The sequence below is a fragment of the Brachybacterium sacelli genome (assembly GCF_017876545.1).
Taxonomy (GTDB): domain Bacteria; phylum Actinomycetota; class Actinomycetes; order Actinomycetales; family Dermabacteraceae; genus Brachybacterium; species Brachybacterium sacelli.
The window spans coordinates 541,444-568,093 of the sequence record NZ_JAGIOD010000001.1; the positions used below are offsets into that span (position 1 = coordinate 541,444).

A 26,650-nucleotide genomic window follows, 5' to 3' on the forward strand; every position below is an offset into this window, starting at 1 on the left:
ACGGCGGCAGCTCTGGGCTCGTGTGCCCCGCCGCACCAAGGTGCGGTAAATGCCGAACCCACCATCCCGGAGTCGGACGGTCCCGTGACTTTGACGTACTGGTCCTGGTTCAAGGATCTGCAGAAAGTCTGCGACATCTTCAACGAGAAGCAGGACCGGATCCGGGTTGAGGCGACCTGGATCTCTGGTGAGGACTACGCGAAGATCCTCTCCGCCGTCGCGGCCGGTGGCGGGCCCGACATCGGCCACGTCGACATGCGCTCGGTGCCCGAGTTCGCCCTCGCGGGCGCACTGGTGGACCTGACCCGGTACGGCTTCGCGGAGCAGGAGGACCAGTTCGCTCCGAGCGCGATCAGCCAGGTGAACATCGAGAACTCCTTCTGGGCCGTCCCCCAGGACTACGGCCCCGTGGCCACCTTCTACAACCGCGAGGTGCTCGAGGATGAGCTCGGCCTCACCCCACCTGCCACCTGGGAGGAGTTCCACGAGACCGCAGGCGCTGTCTCGGAGACCGGTAAGAGTCTCATCAGCCTCGACCCAGGCGACGGTTTCATGCCGATCGCCTGGGTGATGCAGGCCGGCGCCGTCTGGTTCCGCCCCGAGAGTGACGGCTGGATCGTCAACATGACCGACGACGCCTCGATACGAGTAGCCGAATTCTGGGACCAGATTCTCGCAGAGAAGATCATCGGCACCGGGTACGGAGCCTTCACCACACCCTGGTATGCCGCCGCCGGCGAAGGCAAAGTACTGGCAGCCATCGGCGGCTCCTGGTCCGACGCCCTGATCAAAACAGTTCCCGATGGGCACGGGAAATGGGCAGTCGCACCCATGCCCGTGTGGCAGGACGGACGCGGCTACGCCTCTGCGGTACAAGGCAGTTCCTCGGGCGTGATCCTCTCCAATTCCCAGCATCCCCTCGAGGCACTGGAGTTCCTCACCTGGATGAGCACCGACCCCGAGAGCATCGACGCCATGATCGAATACTCCGGCATCGGCTGGTCGACCGCCAAGGACTACATCGGCAAAGCCCGGCAGCAGCCCTCCGAGTTCTTCTCCGGACAGAACTACAACGAAGAGGTGATGGTACCGATGGCCGAGGGACAAAACCTCGAATGGACCTGGGCGCCGCTGATGCAACGCGTCAGCACGATCATCGGCGACGGCATGACCGCCGCCGTCAACGGCGAGATCCCGCTGACTGACATGTTCGCGAACGCGCAGACGGAGATCGTCGAGATCATGCGCGAGATCGGCCTGGATGCGGAGGAAGCACGATGAGATCGAAGTCAGCACCCTGGATCCTACTCGCCCCATTCCTGGTGGTGTTCATCAGCACCATGATCGTGCCGATCCTCATGGCCATCGGGTACAGCTTCTCCAGCATCGAACGCTCCGGCCTGCTCGGAGAGGGCGGCGTGACCAGAAGCTTCGCCGGGGTCGAGAACTACGTCGCCGCGCTTTCTAACGCGAACTTCATCGAGTCCATCGGTCGCATGATCCTGTTCGGCATCGTGCAGGTCACCGTGATGATCGTGGCCGCCACCCTCCTCGCGCTGCTACTGGAGAGCGCCAGCGCCAAGTTCCCCGGGTTCTTCCGGGCCACCTACTTCCTGCCCTACGGGATCCCTGGCGTGATCGCCACGATCCTATGGTCATACCTGTACATCCCCGGCCTCTCACCCATCGTCGACGTGCTCGGACTGGTCGGGATCAACATCGACTTCCTCGGCCCGAACATGGTGCTGTGGTCGATCGCGAACATCGTGACCTGGACCTACACCGGCTACAACATGCTCATCATCATCGCCCAGCTCAAGGCGATCCCCGGTGAACTCTACGAGGCTGCCAAGATCGACGGCGCCGGCGCGTTCAAGGTCGCGACCTCGATCCAGCTGCCGCTGATCCGCCCGGCTCTGATGCTGACGATCATCTTCTCGATCATCGGCACCCTGCAGCTGTTCGCCGAGCCGCAGCTGCTGCAATCCATGAGCGCCGGGATCACCTCCGAGTACACCCCGAACATGTCCGCCTATGCCTTCGCGTTCCAGTACAACGACATCGGCATGGCGGCCGCCCAGGCCGTGATCATCGCGGTCTCCGCCTTCGCCCTCTCGGCGATCGCGCTGGGAATCTCCTCCTGGACGGAGAAACGTCGATGAACACCACTGACCAGACCAACGCCGCCGAGCAACGGACCTCCGGACGCCGTAAGGCGACGCCCGTCACGGGTGCTCGCTCCAGAACCCGGTCTGCCGGCCGCAAACCCACCACCACGATCATCGTCACGGCCATCCTCGCGCTCGTGGCGGTCTACTTCCTGGTACCGGTCTACTGGGTGGTCATCAACGCCACCAAGTCCACCGAAGACCTGTTCGGCACCAACGGCTTCTGGTTCGGCAACGACTTCCTGCTGATCGAGAACATCCGTGCCGTGCTGTCCGCCAACGGCGGCGTCTTCCCCCGGTGGGCACTGAACTCCGTCCTCTACTCCGGGGTCGGCTCCGTGCTGGCCACCTACTTCGCCTGCGCCGCCGGGTACGCGCTGGCTAAGTACCGCTTCCCGGGACGGCGCTTCGTATACGTGCTAGTTCTGGGCGGTGTGCTGGTGCCCGGCACCGCCGTCGCACTGCCGCTGTTCTTCCTGTTCAGCTCCCTCGGCATCACCAACACCTACTGGTCGGTGCTGATCCCGTCCCTGGTCAGCCCGTTCGGTCTGTTCCTGGCCTCGATCTACGCCAGCGCCGCTGTCCCCGACGACCTGCTCGAGGCCGGACGGATCGACGGCGTCGGAGAACTAGGACTATTCCACCGCCTCGCACTACCGCAACTGACCCCAGCCATTGTGACCATCGTGCTGTTCCAGTTCGTCGCCATCTGGAACAACTACATGCTCCCTCTGGTCATGCTCGCCGACGAGAAGCTCTACCCGATCACCCTGGGCCTGGACAACTGGCAGGCCCAGACCGACCGGCTGCCAGAGTTCTACCAGCTCACCACCGGCGGCGCCCTGCTGTCCGTGATCCCCCTGGCGATCCTCATCCTGGTGCTGCAGCGCTTCTGGCGCGGCGGCCTCACCGAAGGCTCCATCAAGGGCTGACGCGCGATACCCGGAGACAAGCAGTGCGGCCTGGCCGAGCTGTTGGTCACCTATGGCGGACCCGGTCGCGACCGTGCTGTCCGCAGCGGTCCCGGGACATTCCTGCGTGGGGTTTTTTTCCGAGGTCCTTGCTGAGTGAAGGCTGGCCGGGCCACACTCGAACAATGGTACAGATCGAGTGGACAGGGGTTGCCTCCCGGAGCGTCGAACGCTGTGAGGTAGATGAGCGCGCCGGCAGTGTGCTCGTGACGAGCACTATTGAGGACGCAGAGAACACATGCTCATACCAGTTACATGCCCACGTCGACTGGCGTTTCGCGGACCTTACCATGTGGATGGCGGGCCGCAGCTTAATAGTCGTTCGGCGAGAGGGTGTCTGGGTCGTCGATGGCCAGACCCGCCCCGATCTCTACGAGGCTAGCGAGATTGATCTCTCTGTCTCCCCGCTGAGCAATACTCTGCCCATCCGTCGTCTGCGCCTCGAGGTTGGGCAGAGCGCGGACATCATCACGGCCTACATCACGGTACCGGAGCTCGAGGTGTCTACCGAACCGCTACGCTATACGCGACTGTCCGAGCACGAATACCTCTACGAGTTGCGCAACTCGGAATTCCACCGGACCATCCTCGTGGACGACACGGGGCTGGTCATCGATTATCCCGGCCTATTCACGAGCAACGCCAGGTGACTCACCCCGCACAGACCACAGTCGACCCCGGCAGCAGGACCCGAACCAAGTGATAGTTGGTGTATCGGTCAGCTGGTTCGGGGAACGCGGCTCTGTGACCTGGTAGTTCACTCGGCCGGGTGGCGGTTTAAGATACTGTCCACGATCTCCCTAGACATCACATTCAGTCCCTGCTGCTCCCTCAATTACGATGGGCCACAATAACTGCAGCCGGCCCCAGACCTCCGGAAGTAGCGCCGAAGACAGTGTTGAGGTCAAACGCCGCTGAGCAGGCTTTGAGGGGCTGGGCGGGCCAGCCTTCAGCGCCGAAAGCCAGCAGGCCCAGCATCGCCTGTGGATAACCCGATTCCCGAACCTTAACGAGTTTCAGACGGTGCCTCCGAGAACGAACCCGCAGGTCCGAGCGACGGGCCATCACTACTTCCGGAGGTCTGGGCCCCCGCCCGAGGCCCTCAAAACGAACGGTGGATCAGAGCTCAGAGCGAAGGACGTATCGGGGCAAGGAGCCTTTGCGCAAGTCCCAACAATCCCGCTCGTCGCAAGGGGCCGGCGAAGTCAAGCGCCCCACTCTGGTACCGGACCTCTCGAGGAGACATCCCGTACAAACTGCGAAATCGCCGAGAGAAGTGGAAACGATCCGGATAACCGCACAACGCCCCGACCTCACTGACGGTGGCGTTGCTGCGCTGGAGAGCCGTCGCTGCTTGCCAAAGCCTCACTAGTTCCAGGCATCTCGCCGGCCCCACCCCGAGGCTGGCCCGGAAGACCCGATGCAGATGCGCCGTCGAGACGTGTGCATCACTGGCCAACTCCTGCACGTGGATCAACCGCAGCCCGTCCCGCGTCCAGATGTCACGAACTTTCTCCAACGCCACATGCACGGGTGCGGGGAGGCCGGCCATCGGGTCGTGCGGCAGCGGGCCGGTCACATAGAGGTCCACCAGCCAATGCAGAACTTGGGTGCTGCGATGCCAGGCAGACTCAGAACCGTCAGCGGCCAGGGCCAGCAGATAGTCGCACAGGGCCTCTAGCAGTGGGAGATCGGAGAACTTACGCATCGCGGGCCACCTACTCGGGTCAGGCAGTGATCCCAGCGCGTCCACGGTGAAGTGTAGATAGGCATGCCGGCTGGGAACGCGCGGGTCCCAGGCATAGTGATCGCGGTCCCCCGACCGGGCGACCGCGAGATCGCCGGGTAGCAGCGTATAGTCGACGGCTTCGACGCAGGCGGCTCTTGGCACGAGGGTGAGCCGAGCGGATCCGGTGAGCAGCCATACCAGTTCGAAATCAGGGAGGCGTCGCGGCCCGTAGCTGGAGCCGGCGGGGTAGTCCGCGACCTGCGCCAGCCGAGATCCGGAGAGCGTGAGTTCAGTCAGGGTCATGATCAGTCATTAAACCGCAACTTCATGACATTGACCACAGTGCGTGCGTTCGATGTACTGATACGCGATGACCACACAGATCGCTACTGAAACCCACTCGGATCCCCACCAGCCTGACCTTGCCGACGACTTCGCGCGAGACGGATTCGTCATCCTCGACGATGCGATCGATGCCGGTCTCGTCGAGGCACTTAAGCGTGACGCCGCGCGCATCTGCCGGGGTGAGCTCGGGGAGGTCGACGCGCAACCCGCCGAGGTAGAGGCGGCGACCGACACGGAGGAGCTGATGCGGCAGTTCCTATGCATCCACTATCCGCACAAGATCTCCGAGGCCGCGCTCGAGGCACTGAAGGCCCCGCGGATCGTCGACGTCCTTACCCAGGTGATCGGCCCCAACGTCAAGGCCATGCAGTCGATGCTATTCATCAAGTCGGAAGGCAAGCCCGGGCAGGCATGGCACCAGGACGAGTACTTCATCCCCACCCGCGACCGCTCACTGACCGCGTCGTGGATCGCCCTGGACGACGCCACCATCGAGAATGGCTGCCTGTGGGTGCTGCCCGGGTCCCACCGCCGGGGCATCCTGTATCCGGATCGCGAACAGTTCGACCCCGCCTTCGACTGCTCGATCGAGGCCTACGATTTCCCCTGGGACGAATCCGATGCCGTACCGGTCGAGATCCCGGCCGGCAGCGCGATAATCTTCAACGGGTACCTGCTGCACCGTTCTTTGCAGAACTCCGGTCGACACGGGTACCGCCGTGCCCTGACGAACCACTACATGAGCGCCGAGTCCTTGCTGCCGTGGCAGGGTCTGCCGGAAGGCACCCACATCGGGAAGCACGATTTCCGGGACATCGTAATGGTGACCGGGGACGACCCGTACGAGTACAAGGGGGTCAGCGACATCGCCCGACCGCACTCCCGGCCGGACAAGGACGGCGGGTGCGATCGGTGAGGCGGCGACTCGTTCCGTGACGAGTTGTACGAGACGCTCGCGCAGAAGGAGTGAGAGGGGACCGTCATGCTGAATCTGCCCCGGCCCCGCGCGACCCGGCAGGTCACCACCTTCGACCGGGAGAGCGGCCTCAAGGTCGCTCTCATCGAACCGGGCGCCAGCCGCACCGTCGCCCGGATCGACGGATCGGGCTATCTCGCCAAGCTGTGGCTGACCCTGCCGGGCTGGTTCTGGGCCCACTGGGAACCGGACCGGCTCGTGGACCCGGCAGTGCTGAAACACGTGGTGCTGCGCATCCACGTCGACGACTCCGAGCACCCGCAGATCGCCGCCCCGATCGCGGACCTCTTCGGCCTCGGTCTCGCACGGGTACGCAACTACGCCAGCCGCTGGGTGGGCGCCTCCTCGGGCGGCTTCTACCTGACCCTCCCGATGCCGTTTCGGCACTCGCTGCGGATCGACATCGACAACCGCGACCCCGACCAGCGCGTGGACCTGTTTCTCAATGGGCTCTACCAGCTGGCGGATCTGCCACCGGACGCCCCGGTCCTGCACGGAGCGTTCTCCACCGGACGGCACCAGGGCGAGGACCCGCTGACGCTGTTGGAGGCCACCGGTCCCGGCCGGTACGTGGGGACCCTGCTGTCGCTGCAGGGGGAACCGCGCTCGTACCTGAGCTATCTGGAGGCTCCGGAACACATCGACGCCGACGGCGAGCAGATCATCGGAACCGGGATGGAGGACTACTTCCTCGGTGGCTGGTACTTCCGCGAGGGGCCTGTGATCGGCCCCGACCACGGGGTGATCCTCAAGGACAACCTCGACAGCGCGGTGAGCCTGTACCGCTTCCACGACACCGACGCGATCTGGTTCGACTCCGCCCTGACGTTCCGTTTCAGCAACCCGTGGGATCCCGCGCGGCTGCGCCCGTTCGCGCATTCGGCCGTGGCGTTCTCCTATCTCGATGTCGCCCGGTCGGTGCCACCCGTGCCGGACCGGGCGGAACTGCGGTGCTGGTACCGCTGGCATACCGAGGATCATCCATCCATTCCGTGACACGAGTACGTACTCGTCTCGACCTCTCTGGGAGCGCGCATGGCTATCAACTCGTCCTCGTCGCAACGACTGCGCAGGCGGCCACTGCTCGCCGCCGCAGCCCTTGCCCCCTTCCTCGCGGCGGCGCCCGCGCCGGCCATCGCCGACGGAGACAGCCGCGGCACGATCGAACGACGCCGCTCACCCCAGCGGGGCGCCGATCTTCGCCTGCGCCTGTATTCGCGTGAGCCGGCCCGCGGCGTCCAGCTCACGCTGCTCGGACGCATCGAGGGGAGCGTCGACGAAGCACCCGTCTTCCAGATCGAGACCCGCGCGGACGGCTCGCTGTGGTGGTTCGACGGTCTCGAACAGGATTCCCTGGGGTGGACGCAGTTCGGAGCCGCCGACGCCGTGGCAACTGGTCGATGGAACACCGTCATCGTCCAGGTCTCGCGGCGAATGGAACGAGCCCTCATCTACGCCGCGGACGATCCCGGAAAGCGGCCCCGCCCCCACGAGCTGGTCGGCGCCGTGGGTCCGGTCGGAGTGAGCGCGGTCGAGTCCATCACCGGCTTTCAGATCGCCTCCGGCGACTCCGTCGTGATCGACGATGTGACCTTCGCCGATGGCCGCCACGTGGCCAAGGCGCCGCGGGAGCGGACCTTCCACGTCGGAGACCCGGTGACGGTCGACTCCACCGATGACGGCTTCATGCAGATGCCCAACACCGCCACCGTCCACGTCACGGCCGACGGCCGCCAGGAGGTGCTCGTGGGCTACCCCGTCCACGGCGACGCCACGCACGATACGGGCACGGCCCTGGCCGCCTCGACCGATGAGGGGCGCTCCTGGACGCAAGTCGACGAGCGCAACCCCTTCCCCGAGGAGCAGTCGTTCTACCTGTCGACCCTGAACAGTGGCGAGCTGCTGGCGGTCAGCTACCACACCTTCATGGTCGAGGGATCCGGTGACACCGAGGCGATCGTCCCGACGGCCGTCTCCTCCGACGGCGGCCGCAGCTGGACGCATCGTGAGGGGACCATGACGGCGCCAACCGCGATGAGGCCGATCTCCGACGGCACCAGTCGTCCTGGCCACGAGCTCGGGGGCTTCGTCCTCGTCCATTCGGTGAAGGAGATCGACGGCACGCTCTTCCAATCGGGATACGGGTATTACGAGGGTGACGAGCGGTATCGGCAGATTCTCCTCGCCTCGAGCGATGGCGGGATCACCTGGGAGGTCCGCGGGACAATCGCCGTCGACCCCGACCTCTCCGACCACCCTCGCTACGAAGGGTTCAGCGAGGCAGCGATCGCCCAGACCCGCGACGGCAACCTGCTCGCAGTGATGCGCACCGGCAATTATCAGCCGTTGTATCAGGCGACCTCGATCGACGGCGGCCGCACCTGGAACGACCTGCGCCCGGTCGTCGCCGGCCCCGACGAAATCCCGGTCGTCGGCGTCTTCCCGGACCTGCTGCCGATGCCCGACGGAACCATGGTCCTGTGGATCGGGCGGCCCGGGCAGTCCCTCCTCGCGTCTCCCGACGGAAACGGGCACTCGTGGACCACCCCGGTGACCGTCGATTATATGAACTCCGGTAACGGGACGCTGGTCCCGCTCGGCGGCAGCCGGATCCTCGCCTTCGGTGACCGCGGCGCCGACTGGACCCCGAAGGTCCCGGAGCGCAAGGAGATCTGGGCGAGCGAGGCCCGACTGATGCTCTGAACGCCGTGGAGCCATGCCTCCGGGCTGCTCCATCGCGGCGTCACGTTCGAGACCCCTACTCCGCCCCCGAACCCTCAAGGACTGCACCTGATGACTGGCCATGAGAAACGTGCCGCGCGCGTACTTGACCCCACGGCGCGGGTTGCTGCCTTCCCGCTCGGAGGTATCGGGACCGGGAACGTATCCCTGGGAAGTCGCGGGGAGCTGCGCGACTGGGAGATCGCCAATTGCCCAGCGAAAGGTGCGTGGCTCCCGAACACCTTCTTCGCCATCCGAGTTTGTCGCGTGGAGGAGGACCCGGTCAGCGCGGTGCTCGAGGCCGAATTCCGGCCGCCCTTCGACGGCGCGAGCGGATTCGCCCCGGGGCGCGGAGCGGGCCTTCCCCGGCTCGACAACGCCCGCATGAGCGGTGAATACCCGCTCGCCACCGTCGAGTTCACGGATCAGAACCTTCCGGTCACCGTGGAACTGACCGCCTTCACGCCGCTCGTTCCCCTGGATGCGGACGACTCGGGGATCCCGGCGGCGGTGCTCCGCTACCGGGTCCATAATCCGCAGCCGGCTACCGTCGACGTCACCATCGCCGGCTCCATGTGCAATCCGGCCGGGATCTCCGGGCGGACCGCAGCCGATGCCCCGACCTTCGAGGGGACCCCGACGAACCGGTATCGCGACGACGGCGTGGTCCGCGGCATCGAGTTCAGCACCGATCTGCCCCCCTCCTCGCCACTGTTCGCGTCCGCGGCGCTGGTCACCACGGATGCCTCGGTGACCGCCACCGAGTGCTGGCTCGTCGGTGCCCGGCCGGACGGTTTCCATCTGTTCTGGGAGGACTTCGCCTCCGACGGGCTACTCGGTCCCCACGGCGGACATCCCGAGGACCCGGGGGCGTTCGACGACAAGGTGCGCGTCGGCAGTCTCGGGATCGTCCACACCCTGGCTCCGGGCCAGAGCCAGGAGTTCGAGTTCCTGCTCGCCTGGCACACGCCGAACCGGCGCCGAGCTTGGCAAGGCGGGGCTCTGCCGAACACGCACATCGACGAGACGGTGCCCAACCACTACGCGGTGCGATACGAGGACGCGTGGGAGGTCTCTCGCGATCTCGCCGTCCGGTTGCCCCAACTCGAAGGCTCGACGCGTGCCTTCCGCGACGCACTATTTTCCTCGACCCTCCCGCCCGAGGTGATCGACGCGGTGAGCAGCGCCCTCGTCGCCCTTCGGAGCACGACCTGTTTCGTGCTCGACGATGGCAGTCCCACCGGGCAGTTCGCGGCCTGGGAAGGGGGACTTGACCATGTTGGCAGCTGCGAGGGCACCTGCACACACGTCTGGAACTATGCGCAGACGGTCGCACATCTGTTCCCCACGCTGGAAGCAGGCGCGCGCCGCAACGAGATCCTCCGGGAGACGGCTCCCGACGGCCGGATGCGGTTTCGCACCAACGCCGTGTTCGATGGTCAGCCGTGGGACCACCGTCCGGCGGTCGATGGCCAGCTGGGAACGATCGTGCGCGTCTATCGCGAGTGGACGATCAGCGGCGATGACACGTTCCTGGAAGAGCTGTGGCCTTCCGTGCGCCTCGCGCTCGACTACGCCCTTACCCACTGGGACTCCGACGGCGACATGGTGCTCGATAACGAGCAGCACAACACCTACGACATAGAGTTTTTCGGCCCCAACTCCCTGGCGAACTCGATGCTCCTGGCTGCCGTGCGTGCAGGGGAGGAGATGGCGCTGCATCAGGGCGAAGAGGCCACAGCCTCGCGCTATCGCGAGACATTTGATCTCGCCTCGGAACGCATCGACGACCTGTTGTACAACGGGGAGTACTACGACCAGCGACTGGACGACGTCGACGCGCATCGGTACCAGTACGGGTCGGGATGCCTGGCCGATCAGCTGCTGGGACAGACCCTGGCTCACCTCACCGGACTGGGCCATCTTCTCCCAGCTGAGCATGTGCGATCAGCGATCGCCGCCGTCCACAGGAACAACTTCTTCCCCGACCTCCGTAGCCACGAGACCGTCCAGCGCACCTATGCCATGTACGGCGAAGCCGGCCTGGTGCTCTGCACTTGGCCGCGGGGCGGCAGGCCCCGCCTGCCGTTCATCTACTGCGACGAGGTCTGGACCGGCATCGAGTACCAGGTCGCCACCCACCTCGTGTACGAAGGATTCGTCCGGGAGGGCCTCGAGGTGGTGAGGGCGGTGCGGGAGCGGCACAACGGGGTTCGTCGAAACCCCTGGAATGAGACCGAGAGCGGCCATCACTACGCCAGGTCGATGGCGAGCTGGGGTGTCCTGCTCGCGCTGCTAGACCACCGGTGGGACGGCCGATCACGCACCCTGGGCCTCGCGCCCCGCCTTGAGGCGCTGGACGGCGATCGCTTCTTCGGGATCATTACCACCGGGACCGGCTGGGGCGTCCTGGACGCCGGACAGGACGCCCCCCTGCTCCTGTGCCACGGAGGACGAATCCGCGTCGACTCAATAGAATTCGTCCACCCTGTACGGGGTATTTTCCGTGCCGTCGGGATAAACATCATGGCAGGAGACAGCATCGCGCTAGATCGGCAAGGATCAGTGAGGTCGGTGCCGGCCCTCGATGCGAAGTCACGCAAAGAAAGGTAGTGGCGATGACATTTAACATCACCCGCCGAGCACTGATGCTCGGCTCCGTCGGCAGCGCCGCCACGGTCGGGCTGGCCGCCTGCAGCGGTGGCCAGCAATCCGAGGAGGACAGGCCGCTGCGGATCGAGGCTGCGGACACCACGCTGTTTCAGCGCAATTTCAATCCTTATTCGGGGACGCCGTTGCAGGGGTCCAGTGGACTCATCTACGAGACCCTGCGATTGTCCACTCCGATGGACGTTAGGAACCCTGAACCCTGGCTGGCCACCGAGTTCGAGTGGAACGATGACGGAACGGTCCTGACCACAACGTTGCGCGACGATGTCACGTGGACCGACGGCGAGAGCTTCGACGTCGAGGACGTGGTCTTCACCTTCACGATGCTGCGCGACGTTCCCGCTACGAACACCTCGGCCCTGGCTGTCGTCGACGCTGTCGCGACCGGCAGCCACGCGGTCGAGATCACCTTCGAGACCCCGACCTTCGCCCAGGAGGCGACGGTCGGCGACTTACCGATCGTGCCCGAGCACATTTTCTCCACCTTCCAGGACCCGTCGGCCGAACAAGTGGAGCATCCCGTAGGGACAGGCCCGTACAGGCTCGATCGGTTCTCGGACCAGCTATACACCTTCATTCGCAACGACGAGCACTGGATGGCCGAGCAGTTCGAAGTCAAGAACCTCGCCTGGCCCTCGTACACGACCCAGACCATGGCCACCGCGCTGCAGGCCGGAGACCTCGACTGGACCAGCGACTTCATCCCGAATATCGAGACCATCTTCGTCGAGCACGATCCTGAGTACCGTGGCTACTGGTATCCGGGCAACAGCATCGTGAACCTAACGTTCAACCTCGAGAAGGAACTGTGGCAGGACCTCGAACTACGCCGAGGTATTAGTCTCGCGATCGATCGTCAGCAGCTGGCCGACATTGCGATGTACGGGTACGTCGAGGTCCCGCATCCCACGGCACTACCCCGCCCGACGTTCGAGGAGTTCATCACCGAGGACTACCGAGACCTCGAGTTCACCGTCGACCTGGACGAGGCCGAGCAGGTCCTCGACGACGCTGGTTACGAGCGTGGCCCCGACGGCATCCGGGTCACCCCGGACGGCACCCCGCTGTCGTTCTCGCTGCAGATCCCCTCCAGCTACACCGACTGGATCATCGCGACCCAGGTCCTCAACCAGCAGCTAGGGCAAATCGGCATAGATTTCATCCCGCAAGGCGTCTCCTTCGGGGTTTGGGACGAGACTCTCACCATGGGCAACTTTGACGTCACAATCTCGTCCGTGGTCGCCGGACACAATCCATGGTTCATGTATCGGTCCATGCTCTCTTCCGAGTACGCGCCGGACGAAGAAGGCGCGGTGACGGCCAACTTCCAGCGCTGGAAAGATGAGGAATCAGATCAACTGCTGTCGGATTATGCCACCACCGAAGATGAGGTCGAGCAGCAGAAGGCCGTCGCCGGGCTGCAGCAAATTGTCGTTGAGCAGCTGCCCGCGATCCCGGTCATAACGGGCCCGGCCTGGTTCAACTACAACAGTCGCTTCTGGACAGGCTTCCCCAGCGAGGACAACCCCTATGCGCTCGGACAACCGGTGATCACCGCGGACCGCACGATCATCCTGCAGCGGTTGACCAGGACTGAGAATGACGGAGGGGTCACGTGAGATTCTTGCTGCGCAAGCTCGGCTTGTATGTTTTCATCGCGTGGGCCGCACTCACGTTGAACTTCCTGATCCCGCGGTTGATGCCGGGCGACCCCGTCAGCATCCTGATCGCCAGGTCTGAGGGGCAGATCGAACCGGAGGCGCGCGACGCAATTGCCGCTCAGTTCGGGATCACCGATGATCCGCTGATCGTCCAGTACGTCGGCTACCTGGGGGACCTGGCACGCCTTGATCTGGGCGTCTCCCTGTCCCAGTACCCCGTCCCGGTCATCGAGATCATTAGCCAGTCCCTCCCGTGGACCCTCGCCCTGGTGGGAGTGGCTACCATCGTCAGCTTTGTGCTCGGCACCGGCCTGGGGGTGCTACTGGCCTGGAGACGCGGAACATGGTCCGATCACGTCCTGCCAGCCCTGACCTTTCTCAACGCCATCCCGTACTTCTGGATGGCCCTGATCCTGGTGCTGCTGCTAGCGGTGACCGTGAACATCTTCCCCGCGGGCGGAGGCTACGATCGTGCGATCTTCCCGGAGCTCTCGGTACAGTTCGTGGGCTCGTTGATCTACCACGCGGCTTTGCCGGCCCTCACGATCGTGATTGGCTCCTTCGCCGGCTGGGTGCTGCAGATGCGAAACATGACAGTGACCATCCTCGGGGAAGACTACGTGTCGATGGCCGAGGCAAAGGGACTGCCGAACCAGATGGTGCTGTTCTCCTACGCGGCACGCAACGCGATCCTGCCCAGCGTCACCGGATTCGCCCTCGCCCTCGGCGCCGTGGTGGGCGGATCGATGCTCACGGAGGTCATCTTCAACTATCCGGGCCTCGGATACGCCCTGTTCCAGGCGGTCACTGCCCAGGACTTCCCGCTCATGCAGGGGTTGTTCCTGATCATCTCACTCGCGGTAATCGTCGCCAACCTGGTAGCCGATATCGCATACGTGTTCCTCGATCCCCGCACCCGAGAAAGGGCCTGAGCCATGAGAGTGTCCAGTGTCCTCCCGCGCAGCGGAAAAGTCCGCGCCGGGCTGATCATCGTCATCGTCTTCGTTGTCATCGCTGCAGTGGGACCACTGGTCGCGACCCGCGATCCTCAGGCGACCTCCTTTGACATGCTCCAAGCGCCGTCGGGACAGTACTGGCTTGGCACCACTCAGTCCGGACAGGACGTCTTCGCCCAGTTCGTCCACGGAGCCCGCGTCTCCTTGCTGGTGGGACTGCTGGCCGGCGTCATCTCCCAGCTGTTCTCCGTGGTCATCGGCCTGCTCGGCGGATACCTGCGGGGCATCGCCGACGACCTGCTGTACATCCTTACCGCGGTGTTTCTGGTGATCCCGGGATTGCCCCTGCTGGTCGTGCTGACCGGCTATCTCCCGTCGCGCGGGCTCGTCTCCATCGCTGTGGTCATCGCGATCACCTCCTGGGCCGGCTCGGCCCGTGTGATCAGGGCCCAGACGATGTCGCTGCGCAACCGCGAGTTCGTCGAAGCGGCACGAGCGACCGGGGAGTCACGAACGCGACTGATGTTCTGGGAGATCCTGCCGAACATGCTGCCCCTGGTGGCCTCTGGGTTCCTGTTCTCCGTCATCGGCGGCATCCTCGCCGAGGCGGGCCTGGCCTTCCTCGGTCTGGGGTCGCTGACCACCATCAGCTGGGGCTCGATGCTGTACTTCGCCCAGAACTCCCAGTCCCTGTTGTCCGGTGCCTGGTGGTGGTACGTGCCGCCCGGCCTCGCGATCGCCGTGATCGGGGCCGGCCTGGCGCTGATCAACTTCGGCATCGACGAGTACTCGAATCCTCGACTGCGCACGGGAGCGGCCGTCGCCGGCCGGCCGGCCGGGAGCAAGGCAGCAGGTGCCGACCCGACCAGCACGAATGTCCGGACCACCGGAACCGGGTCGGCGACGGCACCGCGCCCTGGGGGTGCCTCGGCCACCACCGCCGAGATAGTCGCCGCCACCGGTGCTGCAGAGACCGACGAGGACCTGGAACCGCGCATCCGGCCCTCGGTGATGTCCGGCAGCCCGATCATCGAGGTCGACGGGTTGCACGTGGAGTACCCGACCGCCTACGGCACCGTCCATGCCGTCGAGGACGTCTCACTGACACTGCGGCGCGGCGAGATACTCGGCCTCGCCGGAGAGTCGGGTTCCGGCAAGTCGACCCTCACCAACGCCATCACCCGACTGCTGCGGCCGCCGGCGAAGGTCGTCGGCGGGTCCATCACCTACCGCGGTGGGGAGGGCAACGGTACCGATCTGCTGAATCTGGAAGAGCGGGAGTTGCGGGCCCTGCGGTGGAACGAGATCGCCGTCGTGTTCCAGAGCGCCATGAACGCCCTGAACCCGGTCACCACGATCCGTTCCCAGTTCGACGATGTCATCCGGGTCCACCGTCCCGGACTTGCCTCGTCGCATCGGACCGCGGTCGCCGAGGAGCACCTCGCGCGCGTCGGGATCGACCCCGGCCGTATCGACGCCTACCCCCATGAGCTCTCCGGCGGGATGAAGCAGCGAGTCGCCATCGCGATCGCCCTCGTCCTCGAGCCGGACGTGATCTTCATGGACGAGCCCACCACCGCTCTGGACCTGCTGGTCCAGCGCGATGTGCTCGACCAGATCGTGCGGCTGCGCGAGGAGTACGGGTTCGCGATCGTGTTCACAACCCACGACCTGGCACTGCTGCTGGAGATCTCCGACTCGATCGCGGTGATGCGCCACGGCCACGTCGTCGAGTACGGCCCGGCCCTCGATATCTACCGTGACGCGCAGCATCCCTACACCAGGGAGCTGCTGTCCTCACTCGCCGACCTGGGGAGCATCGCATGACCGCCACCACCGAACCTACCGAACCAGCAGCCCCGCGTGGGAAGGCCCGTGCCGTGCTCGAAGGACTGCACCTGGTCAAGGAGTACCCCGTCGGCCCCCGCCGCGGCCTACTGCGACCTCAGCGGCGGATGCGGGCGGTCGACGACGTCTCCGTCAGCCTCGCGCGGGGCCGGGTGACCGCTCTGGTCGGTCAAAGCGGCTCCGGTAAGTCCACGCTGGGTCGGATGCTGGCACGGCTGGTGCCAACCACCTCCGGAGCGATCCGCCTGGACGGACGGGACGTCACCGCTCCCGGAAGCATCGGTCAGCGCACCTACGTCGGCGACGTACAGTTCACGTTGCAGGACCCGTTCGCCTCGCTGAATCCGCTGCGCCGCGTCGACTACATCCTGGGACGCGCCGTGCGGATCCATCAAGATGCTCGCGGCGACGAGGCCGCGAGGGATCGGTGTCGGCAACTGCTGGAGAGGGTGGGCCTAACCGCCACGGACCGCTACCTCGACCGGTTCCCGCACGAGCTGTCCGGCGGCGAACGTCAGCGTGTCTCCTTCGCCCGGGCACTTGCAGCCTCACCGAAGGTGCTAATCGCCGACGAGCCGGTCTCGATGCTCGATGTCACCATCCGCGGAGAGATGCTCGATCTGATCGACGCCCTGCGCCGTGACGAAGACCTCGCGGTCCTCTACATCACCCACGACCTCGGCAGCGCACGGCGGTACTCGAACGAGGTCCTGGTGATGAACGAAGGCCGGATCGTCGAGTCCGGCGAAAGCACCGAGGTCATCGACGACCCCCAGCACGAGTACACCCGTCGCCTGCTAGCTGCGGCACCGAATCCGACATCACGGATGGGCTGAACTGCACCGGATTCTGTCCGGTTCCTCAGGACGTCGGCGCAAAGTTCCGCAAGCGATCCCCAGCCGATCCGTCCGGCGATCACCATTGCCGGCATCCGGTCGTTATCGGTCAGCAGGGTCCGGGGCCGGTAGTAGCGTGCTTGGAGGCCACAGAAGATCAGAGCGAAGTTGGTGTTGCAGCTGCGTGCAAAGGGACCCTCGGGGCGGCGAACCCGGCGGCGATCTGGGTGTCCACGGCGTAGGTGAACTGCGCCCAGGAGCCCGACTTGGCGGTGGCTTGCAGGTCGATCTCGGGATACTGCTCATTGAACTCGGTGAACAGGGCCTTGAACTTCTTGCGCTCGTTGACGTCGCCGAGGAAGCCGAACTCGACGACATCCCCGCCGGCGCCTTCGATGGCCGCGCCCGGGTCGCCGCCGCGGCCGCTCCGGCCCTGCGGCCAGGACCAGCGCGACGGCGGTCGAGATCGCCCCGAACGGCTGACGGTACCGCGGCCCGGGTGCGAAATGCGGCTCGCCCCGGGACCCGATCCGACCCCGCCATGCCGCGCGGCTACCGCCTGCGACGCGCACCCGGGCCGCCCTGCCGAGCGCTCATGACCCGGTCTCCCAGATAACCTCGCCGACGGACAGCTCCCCACCCAGGGCCACCATCTCCGCCTTCTCCCCGCTGCGCTGCACGTACCCCCAGCCGGTACCCAGCAGCAGCGGGACCCGGTCCCCGTCGGCCGGGCGCGCGAGGCGCAGCTGCCCGGTGGCGGCGTTCCAGGCCCGTCCGGTACGGGCGTTCAGCACGGTCCATCCGGACATCGAGCGCACGTAGTGGTCGCCGCATTCGACGTGATTGAACGGGTTGCGGGACCTGCCGTCGTAGCGGTTCCACAGGCCGTCGAGGATCGCCGTGGCCTCGTCCTCGAGCCCCTCGCGCAGGCAGTGCGCGGCGACCTGCTGCTCAGTGCCGGTCCAGACCTCGTCGGCGTAGCGGATGGGGGCCTGGGGCCGGCCCCCGGCGGGCCAGCTGCACAGGAGCAGCCCGGTGTCATCGCCATCGGCGAAGACCCGGAAGTTGTGCTCGAACTCGCGGAAGCCGGTGCGCAGGTTATGGCGCACGATCGCGCGCAGTGCGGAACGGACATGGTCAGCGGGCAGCAGGTGGCCCAGATCGAGCTCATGGGCCCACCACTGTCCAATCAGCTGGTCGGCGAGGCAGCCGCGGCCCCACTGGAACGGACGCTCCTGGTCGTCCTCGAGCAGCTGCTCGTAGTACTCGCCGTTGAACAACAGTGCGTCGTAGGCGGCGCTGCCCGTGGCAAACAGGGAGCGCAGCTCCTCGGCGTAGGCCGTCTCGCCGCGCAGACGCGCCATCTCCTCCTGGGCGCGCAGGGCGGCCAACCATAGCGTGCCCATGAACGGGTTGACGCCGCTGAGGTCGATGTCGTGGGTGCTGGGCTGGATGCCGCGCAGCACCCCGGTGCCCTCGAGGTCCCAGGTGGAGCGGATGTGGGCGAGCAGCTGGCACAGCTTCGACCATTTTTGCTCCAGCCAGTCGCTGTCGACGGCGCCGGAGCGTAGCTCCCGGTAGCTCTTCAGGATTACCCCGAACATGCCGTCCAGGGCCGGGGCCATCGGGCCGCCGATGGGGAGGTCCCACAGCTGTGGCAGGTAGGTGGGGGCGATGAGGCGGTGCGGGACGGACCCGTCGGGTGCCTGCAACACTTCAAGCTCGGTCTCGCGCATCGAGCATTCGAGCTGCGGGAACAAGGCGGCCACGGTGTGTGCGTAGTTCCACACGTGACTGCAGTTCAGCGGACAGGAGCCGCCGACGTCGCCGGCGTGGCCGCCTGTGGATGCCCCGTTGACCCCCTCGAAGCCGTAGAAGGTGCCGTCGGCACCGCGAAAGCAGGTAGGGCTACGCACGACAACGGCCTGAGCCGCCATGTGCTCCGCTGTGCGCTCGTCGAGGGTGTCGGTAAGCAGGTCGGCCCAGGCGCGGGAGTCGGCCTCGAGTTGCTCCCAGTGGCCCTGGACATACTCGGCGACGGCGAGGGCATCGGTGTGCTGGGTGGCATAGTGGTTGCCGAGCCAGAAGCGGCTGGGCCCCCACTGGGCGGCGAACGGCCCGGGTTGTGGGAAATTCACGTACCGGTTCGGGAAGTGCCAGGTCAGCAGGAACCGGACCGTCGTCGATGCCCCAGGTTTGAGGTGCAGCGCAGCGCAGAGGCCCCCGTTCCAGGTGGCGCCGGCCGGGCTAGGACCGTGGGCCCCGGGCGGGGTCCCCATCTGGTCCTCGGGCAGGTGGGGTGCGATCTCGAGCCGGGAACGCTCGGCGAAAGGGGGGCGTGCCCTTAGGTACTCGATGAACTCGCCGGGGTCGGCCCACTGCGGCAGGGCTGTGGCGGTGGGCGCGTCACAGGTCAGGACGGCCTGGCCGGCACCGGGGGCGACGGGGTCGAGTCCGCTGTTCTCCATTAGCAGCGAGGTCCAGCCGTGGTCCCGGCGCACCCGGTTGGTGTTGCCGCCGTAGCCGGGGGCGCAGACCCCCTGGGGTGCCGTAATCCCGTCGTGACCGACGGGGTTCTGCATCGCCGCCCCCAAGGAAGCAGCGACGGCCTCAGTGGCGGTGTTGGTCACGGTGACGGTGAATAGGGCGGCGGGCAAAGAGCTGCGCTCGGCGTCCAGCGGCACCAGCGGGGTAAAGGCCTGCAGGTTCACGTCGAGCGGGCCGTCCAGGTCGTAGTCGATCTCGGCGAAGGGATAGGTGGACCGGAACGAAGTCCCGCGCACTCCTCCAAATCGCTCCAGCAGCTCACGTTGCCAGGCCGGGACCTCGTCGTCGGTCACCAGCGGGGTGGACGGGGCGTCCGACGGGGCCGGCGCCTGCAGGACCGTCGTGGAGCTGTGCGGCGGCTCGGGCCGCTGGACGCGCAGCGCGAAGAAGCTGTTCGGGAGGTCGCCACGGTGATTGCCGATGTTGTGCAGCTGCCATTGCCGCAGAGCTCCATCGGCGCAGATCGCGACGTTACCGGTGCCGATCCCGCCCAGCGGCATCGCCGCGTGGCGGCCGGTGATGTGGTTGAGCTGTCTCATACCCGTGCACTCCCCTGTGCCCTGCGCATGGCCGTGCACCCCTGCGCACAGCCAGATGCCAGTAATCGTTTACCATCTTGGTCAGCCCCTAACCTAAGCATCGACTCCAGCAGGGTCAACAACGCGACGAGATTTACGAGAAGTGCCCGCGAACGGGCTCCCGTGCCTCACAAGGCCGGAGCTCGCACGCGAATCGGCTCGCCTGCACGCCATCGCTCCCACACGGCATCCTGCACTTCGATTTCCAACGCCATCCCTGCCAGCTCCTCTCCCGTCCATGCGCACACTCCCATCATGTGCGATGCGTTGATGGGTTGAGACCGCCACCGTTTACGGCACAGCCTCCGCCCGGCCTAAGCGTCGGGGTAGTCGCGCTATTCGGGCGACAGCATGCGAGGGCGGCGGTAGGTTGCGAGGATGACTATGGCGCTGATGTGTGGACTCTCCTTCGCGGGCAAGAGCACCCTTGCAGCGCAACTGGCTGAGGGTCTGCCTGCGAGCCTGGTCAGTCTCGACCTCATCAACGAGGAACGCGGCCTGCACGGTGGACAAGGCATCCCGCTGGAGGAATGGGCCGAGACCAACCGAATCGCGCACGAGCGTGGACGTGATTTTCTGGATGCGGGGCACCATGTGGTCGTTGACGACACCGGATCGCCGCGGTTCATCAGAGATGAGTGGCGGAAGATCGCCAATCGCTCCGGTGCACCGTTCTTGGTCGTGTGGGTCCAGATCAGCCCTGAACTCCAGCAGGCACGCGTTCGCGCCAACAGACAGTCCCGGGACCGCCCGGACGTGACCGATGCCGTCCTCCACGATCACCGGGCGAGCTTCGAGCCTCCGACTGATGAGGAAGTGATAGTGGTGGATGCCCAGGACACGGCCGACCCAGCACGAGTGGCCGCGCTCGTGCAGCGACTCCGCTCCCATCGCACGCCCTAGAGCGCTGGGGGCCAGCAAGGCTCCGCGCTCATCGGCGCACATCCGACCGTTATCTGGAGTTCGGTTAGGCGTGGCCATGACGTCCAGCACGAGACGCAGCGGATCGAGAGTCTTCCTGGTGGACTCGGTTATCTTGAGCTGTCCATCAAGCGGCTCGGCCTCAGTTACCGCTCTTGGTTCGATGTCCGTAGTCGCCCGAGGGCGTGTTGCAACTGTTTCCGGAGTCGCTGGTTTTCGGCGGTGAGGTCCCGGACTCGCGCGTTGGCGACTTCGAGGCGGCGTATCAGGGATGCGTCGGTGGAACGTTGAGACGCGGGCAGTGGTGCCCCAGCCGTGTCCTGCTGGAGGCCGCGGAGCCGTCGGACCTCGGCGCAGAGGTCGGGCTGGGTGTAGAGCCAGGACCGCGAGACCTGCGCCTTCTGAGCGACGATCTGGAAGTTGACCGCGCCGCCCTCGCGGTCGAGGTCGCGAAGGGCCTGGGTTGCTTTGGCACGGGTCGTCTCGTGGCGCCGCCGGGCGGCGACGATGAGGTGGCGGCTGTTATCGGCATGCATCAGGTACTTGCCTCGCCGTCCTGGTCGTCCTCCAACGTGGTGATGATCTGGTCGAGGTTTCCCAGGACCTGCTGGTTCATCTCGATCAGGCGTTGCTGGCCGCGAGCCTCGGCAGCGGTGATGATCTGCACGACCTGCTGACGATGCTGTCGGTGCTCGGGCAGGAACTCGGCTGTGGTGATGAACATCGGACAGCTCAGACACGCGTTCGCGTGCGGGCAGGACTGCTGGACCGGCAACCCGCAGAAGCCGTTGGGCAGTGCCTGGGTCGCTCGTCCCACGCGCTGCTTGGCCCAGGCCGCCTCGGCCAGCGGGCCATCCGGGTCGAGGGTGACCGTCTCGCCCTTGATGTTGACCTTCCGCGCAGCTTCCCAGTGCCGACGGATCGTGGTGTCACTGAGGCGGGCGTAGTGGGCGGTCATGACGTGGGAGTCGTGGTCGAGAATCCGCCGGACCACTTCTTGGGGGACGTCGCGGTTGATCAGTCTGGTGCCCAGGGTATGGCGGAAGCTGTGCGGGACGACGCGAACGGGTTGTCCGTGCTCGTCACGGACGTCGCAGTGCTTGAGCCACCGGTGCAGCGCCTTGCGGTAGACCCCGTCACCGATCGGCTCGTGTCCGTCGTCGTTGTCGGTGACTCGTGGGAAGAGCACCGGTGCTCCGTCCGGCCACCGTTCGTGCAGGCGGCGTCGCTGCGCGGTGATGGCCTCGACGAGCCCCGCGTCGATCGGCACAAGGGCCTCGCGTTTCATCTTGTGGTTGAGGTAGCGCAGGTAGGGCGCTCCCTCGCCGTCGTAGACGATGCAGTCGGTCGGCAGACGGACGGTGTCGGTGATGCGCAGCCCGCAGTGCATGAGGATCAGCGTGATCAGCTCGTAGCTGGGGTTGCTCCACTTGGCGAGATTGTCCGGGTTCTCCAGCTGGGCCATCACGGTTTCGCTCAGCGCGCGCGGTTGCCGGATGGCTTCCTTGGGGAAGTCCTCGCTGAAGAACATCACCGTCGAAGGCAGGGAGTCATCCCAACCGTGCTGCCGGATGGTGGTGAAGAACAGGTTCAACTGGCCGATCAGCATGCGGTGCTTCACGGTGCCCGAGAACCGGGAATGCAGGTGAGCGAGGTAGCGCTCCAGCAGCTCCCGGTCCAGGTCCGCCAGCCCCTGGACGGAAGGTGCCACGTCCGCCAGGAACTGCCCACAGGAGGTGATCGCCCGTGTGCCGGAGGAGACGCTGACCACGCCGAGGCCCGTGGCCAAGCGCCACCGCGCCCAGCGTTTGGCCAAGGCCTTGAGCCACGACTGCGGGATGTCCTCGAAGGTGATCCGGGCCAGCCGCCGGTCCTTGATGCCGAGTTCACGTAGTCGCCAGACGTCCTTGCCATACTCCGCGTCCCAGGTGCTCGCCTGACCGGGTGTCCGGCGTCGCTCGCGCCCCGTCCTCGACGGTTTTTCGGGCACCAGCGGGATCGGCACGCTCACAATCGCACCTCTCGGCCGGTGAACCAGCCCGCTTCCTCCAAGGCCTTGCGCGCGTCCTCGGCGCTCAGGTGACCATAGACGGCGGCCGTGGTGGTGATGTCAGCGTGGCCTAGCAACTTGGAGACCACCTCGATCGGCACGCCGTCACGCAGCATCCGCGTCGCAGCGGTGTGGCGGTACCAGTGCGGATCAAAGTCGATCCCGGTGCGCCGCCGCAGACGCTTCACAAGTTCATAGACTGCCGCGTAGGTCAGCGGGTGACCGTGGGGCCGACCCCAGAGATTGACGAAGACGTAGTCGGAGTCCAGGTCGCCGTACTCCAAGTGAAGGTAATCGGAATAGAGCCGGACCAGCTCCGCGCTGACCGGCACCGTCCGCGGGCTGCGTGACTTGGAGCGGGCACCGTTGTGATTGACCCGTGGCCGGACCGAGACCTGGGACTCGGCAGCGGCGATGTCCTCATGCCGAAGACCCAACGCCTCCCCGATCCGCATCCCGGTGTCGAACAGCACCGCGAACAAGAACCGGTCCCGCAGATGATCACAGGCATCGAGAATGATTTGTGCCTCGGGAGCGTTGAGGACGCGCGGGAGCTTACGTTCAGCGCTCAGCACGACGGCCCGCCGCGGCTGCAGTTTCCCCTTGCTGATGTGGTGCAAGAACGGCTTCCAGCCCGAACCACGGCCTCCAGCCGGTTGCCAAGTCTTCAGCAACTCCCCGAGGTCAACGCCGTGGCGCGCGGCGTGCTGATAGAACGCGCTGAGCGCTGAGAGCTTGCGGTTGACCGTCGACTCGGTGCAGTGGTGTTCCACTGACGGCAGGACTGGGATCGTCCCATCGCGCAGGCCCGGTGGGCGGCGCAGCCATGCGACGAATTCGGCGACGTTCTCCAGCCGCACCTCACGCCAGTCCTGGCCTTGGACGCCGAGGAACACGAACCAGTCTTTCAAGTCGTGGGCATAGGCCTTGACCGTGTTCGGCGACCGCTCGATCTGGGTCAAGTACGCCAGATACCGCTCGATCGGAGCCACCGGGCCGCCGTCCCCGCCCAACACCGTCCACGACTCCACGCCGTCGACCGGGGAAAGAATACGCTGGACAAACATTGGACGATCCTCAGCTCAGATGCGACGAAGGGACCGGTCGAAAGCCGCCGGGGCCGGACGTAGGCCCCTGTCAATCTTCAGCACAATTAACAACAGACGGCATTGCGCCTCACGACGAGTGGATCGCACGCAAGTGTGCGAAAGTCGATGGCCCGGTCAATGCAATGAGAATCACGAAGATGTGAGTCCCCTGGGTTCTCCTCACGATGACCCCTCGGCCTCGTTCTTCAGACGTGTGAGGCGGTTGTCCCAGCCTTGGCCGATCAGATCAAGGTCTCTGGCAAGTGCGCTGAGACGAGCACCGATCGCGCTGTACACAATCTCCTTGCCGCTGCGTTCTGAGGTGACAAGGCCGCCAATCTCCAAGACCTTGAGGTGCTTCATGATCGCTTGTCGGCTGACTGGCATAGTTCGCGTCAGCGCGGATGCGCTTGCGGGTGCTTCACCCAACCGGACCAGAATCCGCCAACGGGTCTCGTCGGCGAGGGCCGCGAAGACGGAACTCGGAGCCTGCACCTCGGTGTTCACGATTCGGTTCTGCCTGGCGAGGTGACGCAGTCTACGAGCAGATCGAGACCGGCTTCCCAGCTCTCCCGGTCCTGGTCGGCGAGTTCGCGCGGGGAACCCAGATTCTCGTCGAGCTGCTCGTAGCCGGATTGCCGGATCGTGAGCAGAGCGCCGTCCTCTCCATAACTACGCAGCTTGAAAGAAACGAGCGTGGCGTTGCTCTGCATGGGCTCGACGTCTGGTTCGAGCGCGAGCAGGAACGAGAACCGCTCGTCCGGGATCACCTCGCGGACCTGTCCATGGAAGATCCCGTGTTCGTCCCACCGCAGCTCGACTCGGCCATCGGGTATCGGCTCGATTTGAGCGCCACCGAAGGCGTACCAGCGGGCGAACTCACCGTGGTTGACGAGGAAGGGCCAGACCTCATCAGGCGGGGCCGGTAGATACACCGATCGCGAGACTGAATCCCGGTCGAGAAGGGCACGCGCTGCGTTGAACTCGACCTCCCAGCCTTGGACGTTCTCTTCACGGGTCGACATCCAGATCGCGCGGTCTTCGCTTAGCGTGGAGAATCCACTTTCGACCACGGATAGACGCACACCGCTGGGTCGATCAATGACCGTGAACTCCACCAGCGTGGTTGCCATCGTGTCTTGGGACTCATCGCGCTTCCACCGGAACGAGGCATGCCTAGGTGGTTCGAGTCGGACGGTCTGGATGGAGAAGGCTCCGTGAACAGGGTCTCGGAGAAGGTGCCAGTCGTCGTGTTGCTTCCCTGCCGGGTTGCTGAGAACTTCCCCATCGTTGATCCACCACCCCGGCCGGCTGATCAGAGCCCAAACGCGTTCAGCGTCGGAGTCGATGTCGATGTGTCGCTCGATCCTGTCCAGTTCGTCACTGCTGCTGTCCATGAGCCCGCCTCTCTCTGCCTATGTGTAATTCAGACGTTACACATAGGGTCAGCTTCGAGCAACCCAGGGGTTACACCAGGTGCTCCCCGCTCCGAGGTGAGATCGGTCGCCGGCTTGGCCATGGCTGGCAGCCGCCATCCGCGACGACGCCATCCACCGCCTCGACTGCCGTCGCCCTTGAGACTGAGACGGGACATTCGTGCGCTATTGGCACCAGGCTCCCGGCGTGGACACATCCAGGACGTGAAGCATCAGGTCAGGCCGCGCTTCCCGCTCGCGGACCCTAGATAACGAGGGCGGTCTCAATCTGTCAACGCATCGGCGCACACGTGATTCGCCTGTAGGTGTCGTGCACTGGGGAGTCACGGCAGCAGACGCTTCGCCCGGCCCTACGCGGTGCGCGCGGAGTCGAGTCGAATATGCCGGGGAGGACGGGGGCGGTACTGGTCTGGGCTCGCAGCGATAAGGCAATCGAGAAGCGGAAACCGCCGGCACCATTTCAGCAGCCGTGCGATAGGTGGTGTCCCCACTTTGGTGATTACGATGACCGCTATGGTGGCAAGCAACGCCCCGGCCAGCACGTCATGGAAGTAGTGCACGCCCACAGCAACGCGGCTGAATCCGATAAGTCCTGCGAGGGGCAGGGCGAGGATGCCAAGGCGTGGATTCATGGCCAGCACGGCAAGGGCGATGGCGACAGAGATCGTGGCGTGGTTGCTGGGCCAGGACCAATCGGTTGCCTCGGGGCACGCCGCAATCGTGGTGACGGTGAAGTTGTAGCAGGGCCTTAGTTCGCTGAACAGGACCTTGATGACTTCGCTGGACACGTAGGCCGCTATGACCCCGAACCCTGCGGCGACACCTCGCGCTAGGTGCGTCATTCCTCTTTTGCGCGCACTCAGAGCAGCTACGGCGAAGAGAGTGATCAGGCCAAGAATTCCGTACTCCGAGACCGACGAGAAGAAGCTCTGCACCGGTCCTGGCAGTTGGTTGGACCACGCGACGGTGCCGCGGTAGGTCATCCCTCGTACGAGGAGTAGCGCCAGGACGGCAAGTAAGCCAACAGCAGCCACCCCGGCAATGATGAGGCGTGGTGAGAGGCGAGCGGCACGGGAGATCATGACAGTAATTCAGTCAGCAGAGAGGCAGGGGCGCATCCACCCCGAGACGGACCCGAGTTGCGGGGTA

Annotated in this window: 21 protein-coding genes; 13 read left to right on the forward strand and 8 right to left on the reverse strand. The window is 65.4% G+C overall.

Annotated features, from left to right (window positions below):
* Window positions 1-84: 84 nt before the first annotated feature.
* The 4 genes from JOF43_RS02275 (at window position 85) to JOF43_RS02290 (ending at window position 3,789) form a co-directional block, all read left to right on the forward strand.
* On the forward strand, window positions 85-1,281 hold the full coding sequence (locus tag JOF43_RS02275) for an extracellular solute-binding protein (protein ID WP_342592063.1): 1,197 nt from the start codon (window positions 85-87) through the stop codon (window positions 1,279-1,281).
* The gene (locus tag JOF43_RS02280; RefSeq protein ID WP_209898523.1) at window positions 1,278-2,162 is read left to right on the forward strand and encodes a carbohydrate ABC transporter permease; all 885 of its coding nucleotides are present in this window, start codon (window positions 1,278-1,280) and stop codon (window positions 2,160-2,162) included. The genes JOF43_RS02275 and JOF43_RS02280 overlap by 4 nt, the downstream gene beginning before the upstream one ends.
* A complete protein-coding gene (locus tag JOF43_RS02285) occupies window positions 2,159-3,100 on the forward strand; it encodes a carbohydrate ABC transporter permease (RefSeq protein WP_209898525.1) in 942 nt (313 codons plus the stop codon). The genes JOF43_RS02280 and JOF43_RS02285 overlap by 4 nt, the downstream gene beginning before the upstream one ends.
* Before the next feature lie 164 nt (window positions 3,101-3,264).
* Window positions 3,265-3,789, forward strand: a complete 525-nt coding sequence (locus JOF43_RS02290) for a putative glycolipid-binding domain-containing protein (RefSeq protein WP_209898528.1) — start codon at window positions 3,265-3,267, stop codon at window positions 3,787-3,789.
* Window positions 3,790-4,265: 476 nt separating this feature from the next.
* Here the strand turns inward: JOF43_RS02290 and JOF43_RS02295 are convergent, their stop codons facing one another.
* Window positions 4,266-5,171, reverse strand: a complete 906-nt coding sequence (locus JOF43_RS02295) for a helix-turn-helix transcriptional regulator (protein ID WP_209898531.1) — start codon at window positions 5,169-5,171, stop codon at window positions 4,266-4,268.
* A gap of 67 nt (window positions 5,172-5,238) precedes the next feature.
* Between JOF43_RS02295 and JOF43_RS02300 the strand changes: the two genes are divergently transcribed.
* From JOF43_RS02300 to JOF43_RS02335, 8 genes are all read left to right on the forward strand, one after another.
* Window positions 5,239-6,129, forward strand: a complete 891-nt coding sequence (locus JOF43_RS02300; RefSeq protein ID WP_209898534.1) for a phytanoyl-CoA dioxygenase family protein — start codon at window positions 5,239-5,241, stop codon at window positions 6,127-6,129.
* A 66-nt stretch (window positions 6,130-6,195) separates the two neighbouring features.
* Window positions 6,196-7,185 carry a DUF2961 domain-containing protein gene (locus JOF43_RS02305; RefSeq protein ID WP_209898537.1) on the forward strand — a complete coding sequence of 330 codons (990 nt, stop codon included), beginning with the start codon at window positions 6,196-6,198 and terminating at the stop codon, window positions 7,183-7,185.
* A 39-nt stretch (window positions 7,186-7,224) separates the two neighbouring features.
* Window positions 7,225-8,892: a sialidase family protein gene (locus JOF43_RS02310; RefSeq protein ID WP_209898540.1), complete on the forward strand. Its 1,668-nt coding sequence runs from the start codon at window positions 7,225-7,227 to the stop codon at window positions 8,890-8,892.
* Window positions 8,893-8,982: 90 nt separating this feature from the next.
* Window positions 8,983-11,523, forward strand: coding sequence for a GH116 family glycosyl-hydrolase (locus JOF43_RS02315; protein ID WP_209898543.1), 2,541 nt, complete (start codon window positions 8,983-8,985; stop codon window positions 11,521-11,523).
* A 5-nt stretch (window positions 11,524-11,528) separates the two neighbouring features.
* Window positions 11,529-13,199 carry an ABC transporter substrate-binding protein gene (locus tag JOF43_RS02320; RefSeq protein ID WP_245354188.1) on the forward strand — a complete coding sequence of 557 codons (1,671 nt, stop codon included), beginning with the start codon at window positions 11,529-11,531 and terminating at the stop codon, window positions 13,197-13,199.
* A complete protein-coding gene (locus JOF43_RS02325; RefSeq protein WP_209898549.1) occupies window positions 13,196-14,173 on the forward strand; it encodes an ABC transporter permease in 978 nt (325 codons plus the stop codon). Before JOF43_RS02320 ends, JOF43_RS02325 begins: the two co-directional genes overlap by 4 nt.
* A 3-nt stretch (window positions 14,174-14,176) precedes the next feature.
* On the forward strand, window positions 14,177-16,024 hold the full coding sequence (locus JOF43_RS02330; RefSeq protein ID WP_209898550.1) for a dipeptide/oligopeptide/nickel ABC transporter permease/ATP-binding protein: 1,848 nt from the start codon (window positions 14,177-14,179) through the stop codon (window positions 16,022-16,024).
* The gene (locus tag JOF43_RS02335) at window positions 16,021-16,881 is read left to right on the forward strand and encodes an ABC transporter ATP-binding protein (RefSeq protein ID WP_209898553.1); all 861 of its coding nucleotides are present in this window, start codon (window positions 16,021-16,023) and stop codon (window positions 16,879-16,881) included. The genes JOF43_RS02330 and JOF43_RS02335 overlap by 4 nt, the downstream gene beginning before the upstream one ends.
* A 593-nt stretch (window positions 16,882-17,474) precedes the next feature.
* On the opposite strand, the gene JOF43_RS02340 is transcribed toward JOF43_RS02335, so the two are convergent.
* Window positions 17,475-19,967 (reverse strand): GH116 family glycosyl-hydrolase, encoded by a 2,493-nt coding sequence (locus JOF43_RS02340; protein ID WP_209898556.1) that lies wholly within the window; start codon window positions 19,965-19,967, stop codon window positions 17,475-17,477.
* A gap of 417 nt (window positions 19,968-20,384) precedes the next feature.
* Here JOF43_RS02340 and JOF43_RS02345 point away from each other — a divergent pair, with 417 nt between their 5' ends.
* Window positions 20,385-20,909, forward strand: coding sequence for a P-loop nucleotide/nucleoside kinase family protein (locus JOF43_RS02345; RefSeq protein WP_209898560.1), 525 nt, complete (start codon window positions 20,385-20,387; stop codon window positions 20,907-20,909).
* A gap of 164 nt (window positions 20,910-21,073) precedes the next feature.
* Here JOF43_RS02345 and JOF43_RS02350 read toward each other — a convergent pair whose 3' ends face one another.
* The 6 genes from JOF43_RS02350 to JOF43_RS02375 all read right to left on the reverse strand — a co-directional run bounded on the left by JOF43_RS02350 (window position 21,074) and on the right by JOF43_RS02375 (window position 26,583).
* Window positions 21,074-21,463, reverse strand: coding sequence for a DUF6262 family protein (locus tag JOF43_RS02350; protein ID WP_209898562.1), 390 nt, complete (start codon window positions 21,461-21,463; stop codon window positions 21,074-21,076).
* A complete protein-coding gene (locus tag JOF43_RS02355; protein ID WP_342592065.1) occupies window positions 21,463-22,938 on the reverse strand; it encodes a tyrosine-type recombinase/integrase in 1,476 nt (491 codons plus the stop codon). Before JOF43_RS02355 ends, JOF43_RS02350 begins: the two co-directional genes overlap by 1 nt.
* A complete protein-coding gene (locus JOF43_RS02360; RefSeq protein ID WP_209898565.1) occupies window positions 22,935-24,044 on the reverse strand; it encodes a site-specific integrase in 1,110 nt (369 codons plus the stop codon). The genes JOF43_RS02355 and JOF43_RS02360 overlap by 4 nt, the downstream gene beginning before the upstream one ends.
* A gap of 201 nt (window positions 24,045-24,245) precedes the next feature.
* The gene (locus JOF43_RS02365; RefSeq protein WP_342592066.1) at window positions 24,246-24,572 is read right to left on the reverse strand and encodes an ArsR/SmtB family transcription factor; all 327 of its coding nucleotides are present in this window, start codon (window positions 24,570-24,572) and stop codon (window positions 24,246-24,248) included.
* Entirely contained in the window at window positions 24,569-25,462 is an 894-nt protein-coding gene (locus JOF43_RS02370) for an SRPBCC domain-containing protein (protein WP_209898568.1), read from the reverse strand. Before JOF43_RS02370 ends, JOF43_RS02365 begins: the two co-directional genes overlap by 4 nt.
* A gap of 389 nt (window positions 25,463-25,851) precedes the next feature.
* Window positions 25,852-26,583, reverse strand: a complete 732-nt coding sequence (locus JOF43_RS02375; RefSeq protein ID WP_209898571.1) for a phosphatase PAP2 family protein — start codon at window positions 26,581-26,583, stop codon at window positions 25,852-25,854.
* Window positions 26,584-26,650 lie beyond the last annotated feature (67 nt).

Coding starts and splice junctions, on each gene's coding strand:
- JOF43_RS02315 (WP_209898543.1), top strand. CDS start 8,983: ATGACTGGCCATGAGAAACGTGCCGCGCGCGTACTTGACCCCACGGCG.
- JOF43_RS02285 (WP_209898525.1), top strand. CDS start 2,159: ATGAACACCACTGACCAGACCAACGCCGCCGAGCAACGGACCTCCGGA.
- JOF43_RS02330 (WP_209898550.1), top strand. CDS start 14,177: ATGAGAGTGTCCAGTGTCCTCCCGCGCAGCGGAAAAGTCCGCGCCGGG.
- JOF43_RS02340 (WP_209898556.1), bottom strand. CDS start 19,967: ATGAGACAGCTCAACCACATCACCGGCCGCCACGCGGCGATGCCGCTG.
- JOF43_RS02345 (WP_209898560.1), top strand. CDS start 20,385: ATGACTATGGCGCTGATGTGTGGACTCTCCTTCGCGGGCAAGAGCACC.
- JOF43_RS02310 (WP_209898540.1), top strand. CDS start 7,225: ATGGCTATCAACTCGTCCTCGTCGCAACGACTGCGCAGGCGGCCACTG.
- JOF43_RS02320 (WP_245354188.1), top strand. CDS start 11,529: ATGACATTTAACATCACCCGCCGAGCACTGATGCTCGGCTCCGTCGGC.
- JOF43_RS02295 (WP_209898531.1), bottom strand. CDS start 5,171: ATGACCCTGACTGAACTCACGCTCTCCGGATCTCGGCTGGCGCAGGTC.
- JOF43_RS02350 (WP_209898562.1), bottom strand. CDS start 21,463: ATGCATGCCGATAACAGCCGCCACCTCATCGTCGCCGCCCGGCGGCGC.
- JOF43_RS02375 (WP_209898571.1), bottom strand. CDS start 26,583: ATGATCTCCCGTGCCGCTCGCCTCTCACCACGCCTCATCATTGCCGGG.
- JOF43_RS02360 (WP_209898565.1), bottom strand. CDS start 24,044: ATGTTTGTCCAGCGTATTCTTTCCCCGGTCGACGGCGTGGAGTCGTGG.
- JOF43_RS02280 (WP_209898523.1), top strand. CDS start 1,278: ATGAGATCGAAGTCAGCACCCTGGATCCTACTCGCCCCATTCCTGGTG.
- JOF43_RS02370 (WP_209898568.1), bottom strand. CDS start 25,462: ATGGACAGCAGCAGTGACGAACTGGACAGGATCGAGCGACACATCGAC.
- JOF43_RS02335 (WP_209898553.1), top strand. CDS start 16,021: ATGACCGCCACCACCGAACCTACCGAACCAGCAGCCCCGCGTGGGAAG.
- JOF43_RS02305 (WP_209898537.1), top strand. CDS start 6,196: ATGCTGAATCTGCCCCGGCCCCGCGCGACCCGGCAGGTCACCACCTTC.
- JOF43_RS02290 (WP_209898528.1), top strand. CDS start 3,265: ATGGTACAGATCGAGTGGACAGGGGTTGCCTCCCGGAGCGTCGAACGC.
- JOF43_RS02300 (WP_209898534.1), top strand. CDS start 5,239: ATGACCACACAGATCGCTACTGAAACCCACTCGGATCCCCACCAGCCT.